Source organism: Streptomyces sp. NPDC055506 (assembly GCF_053643595.1).
On the sequence record NZ_JBSHKH010000047.1, the window covers coordinates 17,711 to 31,593 of the forward strand.

A 13,883-nucleotide genomic window follows, 5' to 3' on the forward strand; every position below is an offset into this window, starting at 1 on the left:
CATCAGGCGGATGTTCCCCTGGGTGGCCCGGCTGCACAAGACTGGCGCGGAAGGATCTTGCGTGTCGGCCGTGTTCGGGGGACGCGTGGGGTGCGGCCGGAGGGGGTCGCACCCCACGCGCGGTTCGGTCCGCGAGGCCTGGCTACGGCACCACGACGATCTTCCGGCCCACTCCGGCCGCGAACTGCTCCAGCGCCTGCGGGTACCGCTCCAGCGGGATGCGGTCGCTGATGAAGACCTCCGGGTCCAGCACCCCGTTCGCGAACAGCTCCGCCGCCCGCTCGAAGCTGTGCAGCACGGCCATCGAGCCCGTGATGGTGATCTCCTGGTTGTAGATGCGGTACGGGTCGATCGTCACGCGGGTCGCGTAGTCGGCCACGCCGAACTGCAGGAACGTGCCCGCCTTCGCCACCCGGTCCAGGCCGTCCTGGATCGCCGCCGCGTTGCCCGTCGCGTCGACGACCAGGTCCCAGCCCTGCGGCCGGTCCAGTTCGTCGGGGTTCGCCGCAGAGGCCGAGACACCGAGGCGGCGGGCCGTCTCCAGGCGGGCCGGGTTCACGTCGACGACGTCCACGCTCGCCGCGCCCGTGCGCTTCGCCAGTTCCAGCATCATCAGGCCCATCGTTCCGGAGCCGTAGATCAGGACATGCGCGCCGAGGCGGGACTGGAGGACGTCGTAGCCGCGTACCGCGCAGGACAGCGGCTCGACGAGGGCCGCGTCCTCCGTGCGGACGTGGTCCGGGAGCTTCACGCAGTTCGCCACGGGCGCGACCGCGAACTGCGCGGCGCCGCCCGCCGTCGTCACGCCGATCGCCGCCCAGCGTTCGCAGAGGTTGTTGTGGCCCGTACGGCAGTAGCGGCACTCGTAGCAGTAGAGCGAGGGGTCGACCGCGACCCGGTCGCCCACCGACACCTCGGTGACCTGGGTGCCGACCCCGACCACCTGGCCGGCGAACTCGTGCCCGGGCACGATCGGCAGCTTCGGCGCGAACTCGCCCTGCAGGATGTGGAGGTCGGTGCCGCAGAGGCCGCAGGCGGCCACCTCGACGACGACCTCGCGCGGCCCTGGCGTCGGGTCCGGGACCTCGGCGACGACGGCCTTGCCCACGGACTCGATGACGGCGGCCTTCATTTCACGGCTCCCAACGACAGGCCCTGGACCAGCTTGTCCTGGGCGGCGAACCCCGCGGCGAGCACCGGCAGGGAGATGACGAGCGACGCGGCGCACACCTTCGCCAGGAACAGGCCCTGGCTGGTGATGAAGCCGGTCAGGAAGACGGGGGCGGTCTCGGCTACCACGCCGGTCAGCACCCGTGCGAAGAGCAGTTCGTTCCAGCTGAAGATGAAGCAGATGAGGGAGGTCGCGGCGATGCCGGGCAGGGCGATCGGGGCGACCACGCGCGCGAGGACGGTCGGCAGTCTGGCCCCGTCCACCTTCGCCGCCTCGATCACCGCGACCGGGATCTCGGCGAGGAAGGACTGCATCATCCACACCGCGATCGGCAGGTTCATGGACGTGTAGAGGATGACCAGCAGCCAGATGTTGTCGAGCATCCCGGCGTTCTTCGCGAACAGGTAGATGGGCAGCAGGCCCGCCACCACCGGCAGCATCTTGGTGGAGAGGAAGAAGAACAGGACGTCGGTCCACTTGCGGACGCGGTTGATCGACAACGCGTACGCCGCCGGGAAGGCCAGCAGCAGCACGAGCAGGGTCGAGGCCAGTGACGCGACCGCCGAGTTGATCAGCGCCGGCCAGGGGCTCGCGCCGCCGCCCGCGCCGAAGAACTCGCGGTAGCCGTCCAGGGTCAGGGAGGCCGCGAAGGAGGGCGGGTTGGTGGCCGCGTCGGCTTCCGAGTGGAGGGACGTCAGGGCCATCCAGGCGATGGGCAGGAAGAACACGATCCCGGCCAGCCAGGCCATGAGGCCCATGCTGTTGCGGCGTACGACGTTCATGCGCGGGACACCTCCTCGCGGAACAGGGACGACACCACGCGCAGGGCGAAGGTCGCGATGATGATCGAGCCGATGACGACCAGGACGCCCGCGGCCGAGGCGAGGCCGTTCTCGTGGGCCTGGTAGAAGCTCTGGTAGACGGTGTAGGGGAGGTTGGCGGTGCCCAGGCCGCCGGACGTGATGGTGAAGACCGCGTCGAAGTTCTGGACGATGTAGATCGAGCCGAGCAGGGCGCCCAGTTCCAGGTAGCGGCGCAGATGCGGGAGCGTCAGATGGACGAAGATCTGCCAGTCGCTCGCGCCGTCGACCCGGGCCGCCTCGATCTGCTCCTGGTCGCGGCTCTGCAGGCCGGCGAGCAGGATCAGCATCATGAACGGCGTCCACTGCCAGACGAGGGAGGCCTCGACCGCGAGCAGCGGGGTGTTGGAGATCCAGTCGGGCTGTGGGCCGCCCACATAGTGCAACAACCCATTGAGCAGGCCGTATTCGGGGTTGTAGAGCACATGCTTCCAGAGCAGGGCCGCTGCCACCGGGACCACCAGGAACGGTGCGATCAGCAGGGTGCGGACGATGCCCCGGCCCCGGAACCTCCGGTCCAGCAGCAGGGCGAGGACGAGTCCCAGCACCAGGCTGGCCAGGACCACGGCCACCGTCAGCAGCACGGTCGTCCACACCGAGTGGCGCAGGTCCGCGTCGGTGAGGACCTCCTGGTAGTTGTCGAGGCCGGTGAAGTGCCGGGCGTCGGGATAGAGGGCGTTCCAGTCGAAGAAGGAGATCACCAGCGTGGCCACGAAGGGCAGCTGGGTGACGACGACCATGAAGATCAGGGCGGGCAGCAGCGGGGCCCGGGTGGCCCACGCACGCAGCCGGGCGGAGGGCCGGCGGACGGGGTTGCGTATCTCGGGGGAGGCCACGGGGGCCGTTGTCGTGGCGGTCATCGTCCCTCGTACTCCTCGGAGATCTTCTCGGCGAGCGCCTGAGACTTCTTGAGGGCCGATTCGACGGACTGGCGTCCGGCGATGGCCGCGCTGATCTCCTGGGAGACCTTGGTGCCGAGGTCGGTGAACTCGGGGATGCCGACGAACTGGATGCCGGGCGCGGGCCGCGGCTGCACGCCGGGATCGTCGGGCCGGGCCTTCTCGATGGCCTCCTTGGTCATCTCCTGGAAGGCGGCGGCCTCCTTGCGGTAGTCGGCGTTGGCGTAGGTCGACGCCCGCTTGCCGGCCGGGACGTTCGACCAGCCGGCCTTGTCCCCGACCAGTTCCTCGTAGCCCTTGCCGGACGCCCAGGAGACGAACTTCCAGGCGTTGTCCGGGTTGCGGGAGGACTTCTGGATGCCCCAGGCCCAGGTGTAGAGCCAGCCGGAGGAGTCGGTCTTCTCCACGGGGGCGGGGGCGTAGCCGACCTTGCCCTTGACCGGGGAGTTCGCCGCCTCCAGGGATCCGGCCGCGGAGGTGGCGTCGTACCACATGGCGACCTTGCCCTGCGTCATGTTGTTCAGGCACTCGGCGAAGCCGGACTGGGCGGCACCGGACTCGCCGTGCTCGCGCACCAGGTCGACATAGAACTTCGTCGCCTTCTCGAAGGCCGGTGAGTCGAGCTGCGCCTTCCAGTTCTTGTCGAACCAGGTGCCGCCGAAGGTGTTCACGACCGTGGTCAGGGGCGCCATGACCTCGCCCCAGCCGGGCAGGCCGCGCAGGCAGATGCCCTTCATACCCGGTTCGGCGCCGTCCGCCTTCGCCGCGAGGTCCGCCACCTGCTGCCAGGTGGGGTGCGCGGGCATCGTCAGGCCCTTCTTCTCGAACACGTCCTTGCGGTACATCAGGAACGACGACTCGCCGTAGAAGGGCTGGCCGTAGAGCTTGCCGTCCTCCGCGGTGAGGGACTGGCGCATCGGCTTCAGGACGTCCCGCTCGTCATAGGCCGGGTCCTTGGCCACGTAGCCGTTCATCTCGTGCAGCCAGCCGTTGCGGGCGTAGATCGGTATCTCGTAGTTGGACAGGGTGGCGACGTCGTACTGGCCGGCCTGGTTGGCGAAGTCCTGGCTGATCTTGTCGCGGACGTCGTTCTCGGGCAGGACCGTGAAGTTGACCTTGATGCCGGTCTCTTCGGTGAAGTGGGCGCGGGTGAGCTTCTGCAGCTCGACCATCTGGGGGTTGTTGACCATGAGGACGTTGATGGCGTCGCCGCCGGATCCGGCCCCGCCCGCGCCGACCCAGCAGCCGGAGAGCAGCGGGGCGAGCAGCGTCCCTGCGGCGGCCGCGGCGAGCGTGGCTCGCGGTGGCCGTCGTCGGCTCTGGGTTCGCATGGATCGCTCCTGGATATATGGGGAGATAAGGGGCAGCACAGGGCGTGACCGCGCCCGCTGGGGGACGAGGGTCCGTGTGGTGTCAGACCCGGATGACCTGGGGTCCGAGCAGTGAGTAGCGGTGGGCTTCGGCCGTCGGCAGCAGGGTGCTCGTCACGATCGTCTCCAGTGCGCCGATCTCGGCGAACCGGCAGAAGCTGACCGCTCCGAACTTGGTGTGCACGCCCGCGAAGACCGTGCGGCGGGCGGCCCGGATCGCCTGCGTCTTGACCTCGCTGACGGCCGGGTCGGGGGTGGTGAGGCCGTGTTCGCGGGAGATGCCGTTGGCGCCGATGAACGCCAGGTCGACGACGAAGCCGGCCAGCATCTTCGTCGTCCAGTGGTCGACGGTGGCGAGGGTGCCGGAGCGGACCCGGCCGCCGAGCAGCAGCACGGAGACGGTGTCGGTCTCGGCGAGCGCGCCCGCGACCGGCAGGGACGCGGTGACCACGGTCAGCGGCCGGTCCCTGGGGAGTGCTTCGGCGATGAGCTGCGGGGTGAAGCCCTCGTCGACGAAGACGGTCTCGGCGTCCCCGAGCAGCTCGGCCGCGGCGGCCGCGATCCTGCGCTTCTCGGGGACGTGGCTGGTGGCCCGGAAGGCGAGCGTCGTCTCGAAGCCGGCGCTCTCCACGGGGTAGGCGCCGCCATGGGTGCGGCGGAGCAGGCCGTGGTCCTCCAGGACGCGCAGATCCCGCCGTACGGTCTCCTTGGCCACGCCCAGCTCGGTGGCGAGGGCGGTGACGTCGACGGCGCCGTCACGCCGTGCGACGAGCACGATCTCGCGCTGACGTTCTTCCGCGGTTCTGTTCATGGCCGTCACCCGCCTCCTGCTGTGCTGCCCGTTCGGGCCCTCGGTCGGGCCATGGGGGAAGTTCTACAGCGGGTGGTCGACGGTGGCCAGGTCTGTTGCGGGCGCGATCCTGCCCGTGTGTGCCCGTTCGGTCTTTGGCCCGCGCGGTGGGCCAGGGGGAGGTCGTTGCTGCCTGCGGGCGCGTTGTGGCTGGTCGCGCAGTTCCCCGCGCCCCTGGCGGCGTTGCCCGAATGCCCGAGCGGGCGGGTCCGTTTGCTGCCCGCCCGTTGCCGGAGGTGCTGTCTTCCGGTCAGTACGGCCAGATCGGCGGGTCCGTCACGAACGGGCCGCCGAGGTAGGCGTGGGCCTCGTTGCCGTCCTCCAGTTCGCCCTGCTCGGCGATCAGCTTCTCGGCGAAGGGCTCGGAGTCGTCCTGGGGGTCGTAGCCGAGCGCGCGTGCCGTGCCGAGGTCCCACCAGAGCCGGGTGTTGGCGGAGGAGCCGTAGACGACGGTGTGGCCGACGTTCTCGGCGGTCAGGGTCGCGTGGAAGAGGCGGGCGCCGTCGGCCGGGCTCATCCACACCGACAGCATGCGGACGCTGGTCGGCTCGGCGAAGCAGGAGCCGATGCGCACCGAGACCGTCTCGATCCCGTGCTTGTCCCAGTAGAACTGCGCGAGGTCCTCGCCGAAGGACTTGGACAGGCCGTAGAAGGTGTCCGGGCGGTGCGGGGTGTCGATGGGGATGAGCGGGCCGTCGCCCTGGGGGCGCGGGGTGTAGCCGACCGCGTGGTTGGAGGAGGCGAACACGATCCGGCCGACGCCCTCCTCGCGGGCGGCCTCGTACAGGTGGTAGGTGCCCTCGATGTTCGCCTTGAGGATCTTCTCGAAGGGGGCTTCCAGGGAGATGCCCGCGAGGTGGATGATCGCGTCGACTCCCCGGACGGCCTCGCGCAGGGCGTCCTTGTCGCCGAGGTCGGCGACGATCGCGTCCGGCGCGTCCTCGATCGGGCGCAGGTCGAGCAGGCGCAGCTCGTAGCCGTAGGCCGGGAGCAGGTCCCGCATCAGGGTGCCGAGGCCGCCGGCGGCGCCGGTGAGCAGAACGGTGCGGGGAGCGGGCATCCTCGGTTCTCCTTGAATCGGCACCGTGTACATGGACGCACGGCATTCATATTCGTGGACACGCTAAGGAGCCGGGGTGGAGCTCGTCAAGTATGCCGCGGTGAGGGTAAATCCGCTGGTGCGTCGCGGGTTCGTGTGCTTGACCGGCACCGATGCGGCGCCTTAGCGTGGAGGTGTTCAGAAATATAGACGCCAATCATGAATATGGAACCGGGAGAGCTCGTGACGTCAGCCCCTCTCGCCGCTCGACTCAGCCTTCCCAGCGGGCCGCTGTTCTTCCCGGTCACCGCGTACGGCCCCGACGGCTCCGTGGACCTCGACGCCTACCGCACGCATGTGCGCCGCGGGGTCGAGGCCGGAGCCGCCGCCGTGTTCGCCTGCTGCGGCACCGGCGAGTTCCACGCGCTCACGCCCGAGGAGTTCGAGCGCTGCGTCCGGGCGGCCGTCGAAGCGGCCGAAGGGCGGGTGCCGGTCGTCGCGGGCGCCGGATACGGCACCGCGCTCGCCGTGCGCTACGCCCGCCTCGCCGAGGCCGCCGGGGCGGACGGGCTGCTCGCCATGCCGCCCTACCTCGTCGTCGCCGGGCAGGAGGGGCTGCTGCGGCACTACCGGGAGGTGGCCGCCGCGACCTCCCTGCCCGTCGTCGTCTACCAGCGCGACAACGCTGTCTTCACCCCGGAGACCGTCGTCGAACTGGCCCGTACGGACGGGATCATCGGCCTCAAGGACGGGCTCGGCGACCTCGACCTCATGCAGCGCGTCATCAGCGCCGTGCGCTCGGAGGTGCCGGGCGACTTCCTGTACTTCAACGGCCTGCCGACCGCCGAGCAGACCCAGCTCGCCTACCGCGCCCTCGGCGTCACGCTCTACTCCTCCGCCGTGTTCTGCTTCGCGCCCGAGCTCGCCCTCGCCTTCCACCAGGCCCTCGGGAACGGCGACGAACGGACCGTGGAAAAGCTGCTGGACGGCTTCTTCCGCCCGTTCGTCGAACTGCGCGCCCAGGGCCGCGGCTACGCCGTCGCCCTCGTCAAGGCCGGCGTACGGCTGCGCGGCCTCGACGTCGGTGAGGTGCGGCCCCCGCTGCACGAGCCGACCGAGGACCATGTCAAGCAGCTCGCCGAACTGATCGAACGCGGCTATGCGCTGCTGGAGGAGGCCAAATGAAGGCGTCGGCATTCGTCTACCCCTGGGACGTCAACGGGGACCCGGAGGCGCCCACGCGGATAGCCGCGCTCGGCGTGGAGCAGGTGACGCTCGCCGCCGCCTACCACTCCACGCGTGCCCTCACGCCACGCCACCCGCGCCACCGCATCGTCACCGCCGAGCACGCCTCCGTGCTCTACCCGGCGGACGACCGCTGGGCGGGGCGGGACCTGCGCCCCTACGCGGCCGGTGACTGGGCCCCCGGGGACGCCTTCGGGGAGGCCGCCGTCGCTCTCGCGGACGCCGGTCTGGAGGTGCACACCTGGGTCGTCCTCGCGCACAACTCCCGGATGGGCGCCGAGCACCCGGACACCTCGGTCGTCAACGCCTACGGCGACCGCTACCCCTGGGCGCCGTGCATCGCCCAGCCCGCCACGCGCGCGTACCTGACCGACCTGGCGGCGGAGGCGGCCGTACGGCCCGGGGCACGCGGCACCGAGCTGGAGTCCCTCGGCTGGTACGGACTGCAGCATCTGCACGCCCACGACAAGACCGGCGGCGTCGGCCTCGGGGACGCCGGGGAGTACCTGATGGCGCTCTGCTTCTGCCCGGCCTGCCGGGAGGGCTACGGCCGGCACGGCCTGGACGCCGACGAGCTGGCCGCCGCCGTACGGACCGCGCTGGAGCCGGTCTGGCAGGGGGCGGCGCCCTCCGACGGGGGCTGGACGGGCATCGAGAAGCTCCTCGGTGAGACGCTCGCGCACACCACGCGCGCGTGGCGCGACGACACCGCCCGCACGCTCCAGGAGCAGGCCGTCGCGGCGGTCCGGGCAGCCGCCTCCGACGGTTTCCAGGTGCTGCTGCACGCGGACCCGGTGTCCTACCACGTCGGTGCCAACCCCGGCGTCGACCCGGCGCACATCCTGTCCGTCGCGGACGGCGTGGTCGTGCCCTGCGCGGGCGGCACCGGCACCCTGACGCCGTTCGCGAGCCAGGGCGATGAGGGCGCCGTCATCGCCGCCAACTTCCCCGTCGTCTCCGGCATGGGCGGCAGCCCCGCCACCCTCGCCACCGACGCGGCCGAGGCCCACCACTCCGGCGCCACGGAACTGCGGCTCTATCACGCCGGGTTGGCGTCCGACGGGGACCTGGAGGCGGTCCGTGCTGTGCTCGCGGGGCGCTGAAGCAGCCGGGGCGCCCCGGGGGGGCGTCACTGGTCACGCCGGGTCGGCGTCGGGCTGTGATCTGGAGGCGGTCCGCTCGGTCCTCGCCGGGCGCTGAAGCAGCGGGGCCGCTGTAGCCAGGAGGGCTGTGCCCAGGGCCGCCGGCACTGGCCGGTGGCGGGCCCGGCCCGGCCAGGAGCCGTCCGGGTGGCTCGGCGCCGTCGAACTGTGGCTCTGTCACGCCGGGTCGGCGTTCGAGGGTGACCTCGGCATGGTCCGTTCCGTCATTGCCGGGCGCTGAAGCAGCAGGGCCGCCGTCGTCAGCAGGGCCGCCCCCAGAGTCACCAGCACCAGCCGGTGGCCGGTCAGCTCGACCAGGGCCGCTCCGGTGGCCAGTCCGATCACGTTCGGGGCGTACACCAGCGTGTTGGCCGTGGCGGTGACCCGGCCGAGCAGTGGGCCGGGGGTCTCGCGTTGCACCGAGGTCAGCGTGGCGATCAGCACTGCGGGCAGGCCCGCGCCGATCGCCGCGCCGGACACCAGCGCCAGCGGGTCGGACGGCACCGCCCGCAGGGCCACCGCGACGGCCAGCAGTCCGATGCCGTACGCCGCGAAGCGCCGCTCGCCCAGGTGGCGCAGGGCCGTGCCGGACAGCAGGCCCACCGCGACCGACCCGGCGCCCTGCACGGCGTACAGCACACCGGCGTACGCGGGGGAGTGCCCGAGGTCGTCGACGACGGCGTAGATCATCGCCCCGTTCACTCCGGCGCAGAGCATGGTCGCGCCGCCCGCCAGGACCAGGGGGCGCAGTACGGGGTGCGCCCATAGATGGCGGGCGCCCTCGGCGGTCCGCTTCCGCCCGTCTCCGGTGGGCGGCGCGGGCCTCTCCTCCCGCGCCCGGAGCAGCGCGTACAGCCCAGTGGCCAGCACGAACGTGGCCGCGTCCAGGAGGGCGACACCCGCACCGCCGTACGCCGCGTAAAGGCCCGCACCCGCCAGCGGGGCCAGGAGTTTCATGCCCTCGTTGGCCGTCATGCGCAGGCCGTTGAAGTCGCCGAGCAGGGCCGGGGCGACGGCGGTCGCCACGAGCGCCGACTCGGCCGCGTCATGGACGACGCCCGCCGCGCCGTAGAGGAACAGCACCGCGTACAGCAGCCATAAGTCGCCCGGGGCGTCGACGCTCACGAGGGTGAGCAGGAGGGTGCCCAGGAGCACGTTCACGCCGATCAGCAGCGGCTTGCGGCGGCCACGGTCGGCAAGGGCGCCCAGCAGCGGGCCCGCCAGGGTCGGCAGCCACATGGCGAGCATGCACAGCGCGGCCAGGCCGTCCGAGCCGGTGAGGTCCTTGACCCATACACCGGACACCAGCCACAGGGCCGAGGTGCCGAAGCCGGAGACCACCACCGAGGAGAGGCAGAGCCCCGCGTCGCGGTCGCGCAGGACGCGCACCAGAGGCCAGGTCGTCTTGGTCGTCATGCCTGGCCATCGTGGGACTAAGGACCGTGCGGAGGGATCGGGAGAGTGCCCTAATTCCGGCGCTTCCGCTGGGAGGATCCCGATCCCGAGGACCGGGAGACGGTGGTGACGCTGTCGCTGTACGACACCGACGTCAGACAGTCTTGGTGTACGACAGGCCTACCGGCGGATCGACCTTGATGTATTCGCCCACCAGGTAGAACAGCTCGCCTTCCGGGGGCTGCATCGCGATCCGGTAGGCACCGCCCGGGCGGAGGTCGAATTAGGTTGGCCGGGCCAGGGGTCACGATTCCGAAGCGATGAGTTCCGTGGCCGGTGTCGGTCTACCTCCCAGGAGCGACATCAGGACATCAGGAGGAGCAGCCGATGACCGACACGACCCCGACCCTCGACCTCGGACCGCAGGCGGCGGTCGTGGCACGCCTCGCCGAGGGCGTCACCGACGAGCAACTGACGGAGCCGACGCCCTGCCCCGAGTACGCGGTGCGCAACATCCTGGCCCACCTGGCCGGGCTCGCCGTCGCCTTCCGCGACGCCGGCCGCAAGGACCTGGGCGTCACGACCGACACCCGCCCGGACTCCGCCGTGCCCGAGCTCGGGCAGGGCTGGCGCGAGGAGCTGCCCAAGGTGCTCGGCGAGCTGGCCGAAGCCTGGCGGGACCCGGCCGCGTGGAGCGGTATGACCCGCGCCGGAAGCGTGGACATGCCCGGCGAGATCGCGGGCCTGGTCGCGACCGACGAGCTGGTGATCCACGGCTGGGACCTGGCCCGTGCGACCGGCCAGCACTACGCTCCCGACCCGGCCGCGCTCCGAATCTGCCACGACTTCCTCGCGGCGGCGGCCGACGACCCCGACCGCGGCGAGATCTTCGGCCCCGTCGTACCCGTCGAGGCGGACGCGGCGCTGCTGGACCGGGCGGTGGGGCTGAGCGGACGGGAGCCGGGGTGGACGCGCGTGGCCTGAGGAGCCGGGGCCGACTCGCGGCAGCGGCCGGCGGGCAGCCCCCGACGCGGGTGCGCCCGGACCGAACGGCGTGACGTCCACGCCCGCTTCACCGCCCCACGCCCCGTTCGGCGCGGCAGAATGTCAGGGGGAGACGGCACACGAAGCGGTGGTCGGAACGGGGTGGGGCATGGCGGGCTCGGCGCAGCGCAGCCGGTCGCGGGGGGAAATGATCCGGCAGCGCACACGGGCACGCTTCGTGGGCCGGCGGGCGCAGCTGTCGCTGTTCGCGGAGAACCTGGGGAAGGACCCGCATTCGGAGGAGGACCCGGCCGAGTTCCTGTTCCATGTGCGCGGCGTGGGCGGCGTGGGCAAGTCCACGCTGCTGCGCCAATGGCAGGAGGCCGCCCGGCGCGCGGGCGCGGTGACCGCGGTGGTGGACGAGGGCGACGTCCACGGCGTGCAGCAAGCCCTGTCGGAGCTGGCGCGGCAACTGGCCGCGCAGGCGGGCCCGCTCAAGGAGTACGACCGGGCGGCCGAACAGTACCGCCGGGAGCAGGAGGCCGCCGTCGAGCCTGTGCCGGCCGAGGGGGACGCCTCGGTGTCCAGCAGGGTGGTGGCGCAGGCCGCCTTGGGGGCCGTTTCGCTGATACCGGGCGCCGCCCCCGTCGCCGCGATGGCCAGCCCCGACGCCGCGGCTCAGGGCCTCGACCGGCTCCGCTCCGGTGCCCGGACTCGCACCCGCCGGGCCCGGGCGAGCGACGCGGCCGAGGTGAGCCGGGCGTTCGTCTCGGAACTGGGCCGGCTCTGCGGCCGGTACCCGTGGGTCGTGCTGTTCCTCGACACCTGGGAAGTGACCGGCCGCTACCTGGACGGGTGGCTGCGCGACCTGCTCGAGGACGCGTTCGGGCCGTTACCCGTCAACGTGATGGTGGTACTGGCCGGACGCGACGAGCTCGCGGAACGGGAGTGGGCTCCGCTGCGGGCTCTTGTGGCGGACGTCCCGCTCGACGTGTTCACCGCCGCGGAGACGAGGGCGCTGCTCGCTGCCCGGGGCGTGACGGAACCCGACGTGGTGGAGGCGGTGCTGCAGCTGTCGATGGGGCTGCCCCTGCTGGTGGAACTCCTCGCCCTGACCCGGCCGGCGGCGGCCGAGGACGTCGCCGCCGACGGGAACGTGGCGGACGTGGCGGTCGAACGGTTCGTGCGGTGGATCACCGACGCGCGGCAACGCGAGACGGTACTGGCGTGCGCGTTCGCACCGCAGCTGAACGAGGACATCTTCGCCACCGCCGTACCTGCCGAGGCCCACGGGCTCTGGCAGTGGTTGTGCGAGCAGCCGTTCGTCAGCGGTCGCGGCGACTTCAAGCAGTACCACGCCGTGGTGCGCGCGAGCATGGTCCGTCAGCAGCGCGCCCACTCTCCCCAGCGCTGGACCACCGCGCACACACGGCTGGCGGACGCGCACGCCGTCTGGCGCGCCGCCGCCGAGCAGGGGCTGCCCGAGGCCAAACGCTGGGGTGACCCCAGATGGCGCAGGCACCGGCTGGACGAGACGTACCACCGGCTGTGCGCGAATCCCGCCGCCCAGCTGCCGGGCACGCTGGAGGAGGCCGTCCACGCCGCCGGCCAGGACGCCGAGATCCTTCGGCAGTGGACCGACGGCTTCGCGCAGGCCGCGCGCGACAGCGCCGATCCGGCCCTTCTCGCCTGGGCCGAACGGCTCCAGAGCGCCGCCGCGGACGCCCAGCCCCTGCTCGCCGCCCTGGCCGCCCTGCTGGCCCACGGTGGCCTGGACACCTCCGCCCGTGCCTGGGTCCACACCTACCGCGGCCGGCAGCTCTATCTCGCGGACCGCGACGACGAAGCCGCCCAGGCGCTGGACCTGGCCGTCGCCACGGATCCGCGCAACGCCCGGGCCTGGGCCTACCGAGGCGACCTGCATCGCTGGCTCGACCACTCGGACCAGGCGATCAGCGACCTCACGACCGCGCTCACACTCGATCCCACGGATGCCTGGTCCCTGGCCCGGCGGGGCGAAGCCAACGGTCAGGCGGGCCGCAACGAGGAGGCCGTCGCCGATCTGACAGCCGCCCTCGAACTCGACCCGACCATGGCGCGGGCCCTCGCCTCCCGTGGTGAAGTCCACCGTGCGGCGGCCCGTTACGGGGAGGCCCTGGCGGATTTCACAAATTCCCTGGGTCTCGATGCCGGCCTCGCCGCGGACGTCCTGCCCCACCGCGCGCTGGTGCACTCGCATGCGGGTCGCCACGACGCCGCGATCGCCGACTTCACGGCTGCCCTGGAGATCGATCCCACATACGCGTGGGCTCGCGCCCAGCGCGGGCTGGTCCACGCGGCGGCCGGGCGTCACGAGGAGGCCGTCGCCGACTTCACCGCGGCTCTAGAACTGAACGGGACTCTCGCCTGGGCCCTGGCCGAGCGGGGTGTGGCCCATCGGGCGGCGGGCCGCACGGCCGAGGCCGTCCGGGACCTCACGGCCGCCGCGGAACTCGACCCCCCGTACGCCTGGGCCCTTGCCCAGCGAGGCGAGACCCACCGCCTCGACGGCCGATACGACCTGGCCGTCGACGACTTCACGGCGGCCATGGCCATCAACCCTTCCTACGCCTGGGCCCTCTCCCACCGTGGCGAAGCCCACCGGGAGGCCGGCCGCTTCGAGGAGGCGATCATCGACTTCACCGCCGCACTGGACATCGACTCCGCTTCGATGTGGACCCTCGCGTCCCGGGGCCAGGCGCACCGTGAGGCCGGCCGCCTCGACGACGCGATCGCCGACCTCTCCGCCGCCCTCGCGGTGGACCCCACGCTGGATTGGGCCTTGGCGGAGCGGGGGGCGGCGCATCGTCAGGCGGGGCGTTTCGAGGAGGCGGTGGCCGATTTCACGGCGGCGCTGGCTCTTGATCCGGCCTATGTGTGGGCTCTGGA

12 protein-coding genes are annotated in these 13,883 nt (G+C 71.9%); 4 read left to right on the top strand and 8 right to left on the bottom strand.

The features are described from left to right. Nucleotides 1-142: 142 nt before the first annotated feature. The 6 genes from ACWIF2_RS19495 to ACWIF2_RS19520 form a co-directional block, all read right to left on the bottom strand. Complete coding sequence (locus ACWIF2_RS19495) at nucleotides 143-1,132, bottom strand: zinc-dependent alcohol dehydrogenase family protein (RefSeq protein WP_454361753.1); 990 nt, start codon at nucleotides 1,130-1,132, stop codon at nucleotides 143-145. Continuing rightward, complete coding sequence (locus ACWIF2_RS19500) at nucleotides 1,129-1,953, bottom strand: carbohydrate ABC transporter permease (protein WP_382499678.1); 825 nt, start codon at nucleotides 1,951-1,953, stop codon at nucleotides 1,129-1,131. The genes ACWIF2_RS19495 and ACWIF2_RS19500 overlap by 4 nt, the downstream gene beginning before the upstream one ends. Then, the gene (locus tag ACWIF2_RS19505; RefSeq protein ID WP_382499680.1) at nucleotides 1,950-2,891 is read right to left on the bottom strand and encodes a carbohydrate ABC transporter permease; all 942 of its coding nucleotides are present in this window, start codon (nucleotides 2,889-2,891) and stop codon (nucleotides 1,950-1,952) included. Before ACWIF2_RS19505 ends, ACWIF2_RS19500 begins: the two co-directional genes overlap by 4 nt. Next, a complete protein-coding gene (locus ACWIF2_RS19510) occupies nucleotides 2,888-4,261 on the bottom strand; it encodes an ABC transporter substrate-binding protein (RefSeq protein WP_454361754.1) in 1,374 nt (457 codons plus the stop codon). The genes ACWIF2_RS19505 and ACWIF2_RS19510 overlap by 4 nt, the downstream gene beginning before the upstream one ends. Before the next feature lie 82 nt (nucleotides 4,262-4,343). Then, a complete protein-coding gene (locus tag ACWIF2_RS19515) occupies nucleotides 4,344-5,111 on the bottom strand; it encodes a DeoR/GlpR family DNA-binding transcription regulator (protein ID WP_454361755.1) in 768 nt (255 codons plus the stop codon). A gap of 289 nt (nucleotides 5,112-5,400) precedes the next feature. Then, complete coding sequence (locus ACWIF2_RS19520; protein WP_454361756.1) at nucleotides 5,401-6,210, bottom strand: NAD-dependent epimerase/dehydratase family protein; 810 nt, start codon at nucleotides 6,208-6,210, stop codon at nucleotides 5,401-5,403. 222 nt (nucleotides 6,211-6,432) lie between these two features. Between ACWIF2_RS19520 and ACWIF2_RS19525 the strand changes: the two genes are divergently transcribed. After that, complete coding sequence (locus ACWIF2_RS19525; RefSeq protein WP_454361757.1) at nucleotides 6,433-7,374, top strand: 5-dehydro-4-deoxyglucarate dehydratase; 942 nt, start codon at nucleotides 6,433-6,435, stop codon at nucleotides 7,372-7,374. Further along, entirely contained in the window at nucleotides 7,371-8,537 is a 1,167-nt protein-coding gene (locus ACWIF2_RS19530) for a hypothetical protein (RefSeq protein ID WP_454361758.1), read from the top strand. The genes ACWIF2_RS19525 and ACWIF2_RS19530 overlap by 4 nt, the downstream gene beginning before the upstream one ends. A 216-nt stretch (nucleotides 8,538-8,753) precedes the next feature. On the opposite strand, the gene ACWIF2_RS19535 is transcribed toward ACWIF2_RS19530, so the two are convergent. After that, nucleotides 8,754-9,992, bottom strand: coding sequence for an MFS transporter (locus tag ACWIF2_RS19535; RefSeq protein ID WP_454361759.1), 1,239 nt, complete (start codon nucleotides 9,990-9,992; stop codon nucleotides 8,754-8,756). A 133-nt stretch (nucleotides 9,993-10,125) separates the two neighbouring features. Further along, nucleotides 10,126-10,218, bottom strand: a complete 93-nt coding sequence (locus ACWIF2_RS19540; protein WP_454361760.1) for a hypothetical protein — start codon at nucleotides 10,216-10,218, stop codon at nucleotides 10,126-10,128. Nucleotides 10,219-10,358: 140 nt separating this feature from the next. On the opposite strand from ACWIF2_RS19540, the gene ACWIF2_RS19545 reads away from it, so the two are divergent. Together ACWIF2_RS19545 and ACWIF2_RS19550 are read left to right on the top strand one after the other, a co-directional pair. Continuing rightward, nucleotides 10,359-10,955, top strand: coding sequence for a TIGR03086 family metal-binding protein (locus ACWIF2_RS19545; protein ID WP_454361762.1), 597 nt, complete (start codon nucleotides 10,359-10,361; stop codon nucleotides 10,953-10,955). Between the two features lie 208 nt (nucleotides 10,956-11,163). Continuing rightward, the coding region (locus tag ACWIF2_RS19550; RefSeq protein ID WP_454361764.1) for a tetratricopeptide repeat protein at nucleotides 11,164-13,883 on the top strand (2,720 nt) is incomplete at its 3' end.

Coding starts and splice junctions, on each gene's coding strand:
- ACWIF2_RS19540 (WP_454361760.1), bottom strand. CDS start 10,218: ATGCAGCCCCCGGAAGGCGAGCTGTTCTACCTGGTGGGCGAATACATC.
- ACWIF2_RS19530 (WP_454361758.1), top strand. CDS start 7,371: ATGAAGGCGTCGGCATTCGTCTACCCCTGGGACGTCAACGGGGACCCG.
- ACWIF2_RS19545 (WP_454361762.1), top strand. CDS start 10,359: ATGACCGACACGACCCCGACCCTCGACCTCGGACCGCAGGCGGCGGTC.
- ACWIF2_RS19495 (WP_454361753.1), bottom strand. CDS start 1,132: ATGAAGGCCGCCGTCATCGAGTCCGTGGGCAAGGCCGTCGTCGCCGAG.
- ACWIF2_RS19535 (WP_454361759.1), bottom strand. CDS start 9,992: ATGACGACCAAGACGACCTGGCCTCTGGTGCGCGTCCTGCGCGACCGC.
- ACWIF2_RS19520 (WP_454361756.1), bottom strand. CDS start 6,210: ATGCCCGCTCCCCGCACCGTTCTGCTCACCGGCGCCGCCGGCGGCCTC.
- ACWIF2_RS19510 (WP_454361754.1), bottom strand. CDS start 4,261: ATGCGAACCCAGAGCCGACGACGGCCACCGCGAGCCACGCTCGCCGCG.
- ACWIF2_RS19500 (WP_382499678.1), bottom strand. CDS start 1,953: ATGAACGTCGTACGCCGCAACAGCATGGGCCTCATGGCCTGGCTGGCC.
- ACWIF2_RS19515 (WP_454361755.1), bottom strand. CDS start 5,111: ATGAACAGAACCGCGGAAGAACGTCAGCGCGAGATCGTGCTCGTCGCA.
- ACWIF2_RS19505 (WP_382499680.1), bottom strand. CDS start 2,891: ATGACCGCCACGACAACGGCCCCCGTGGCCTCCCCCGAGATACGCAAC.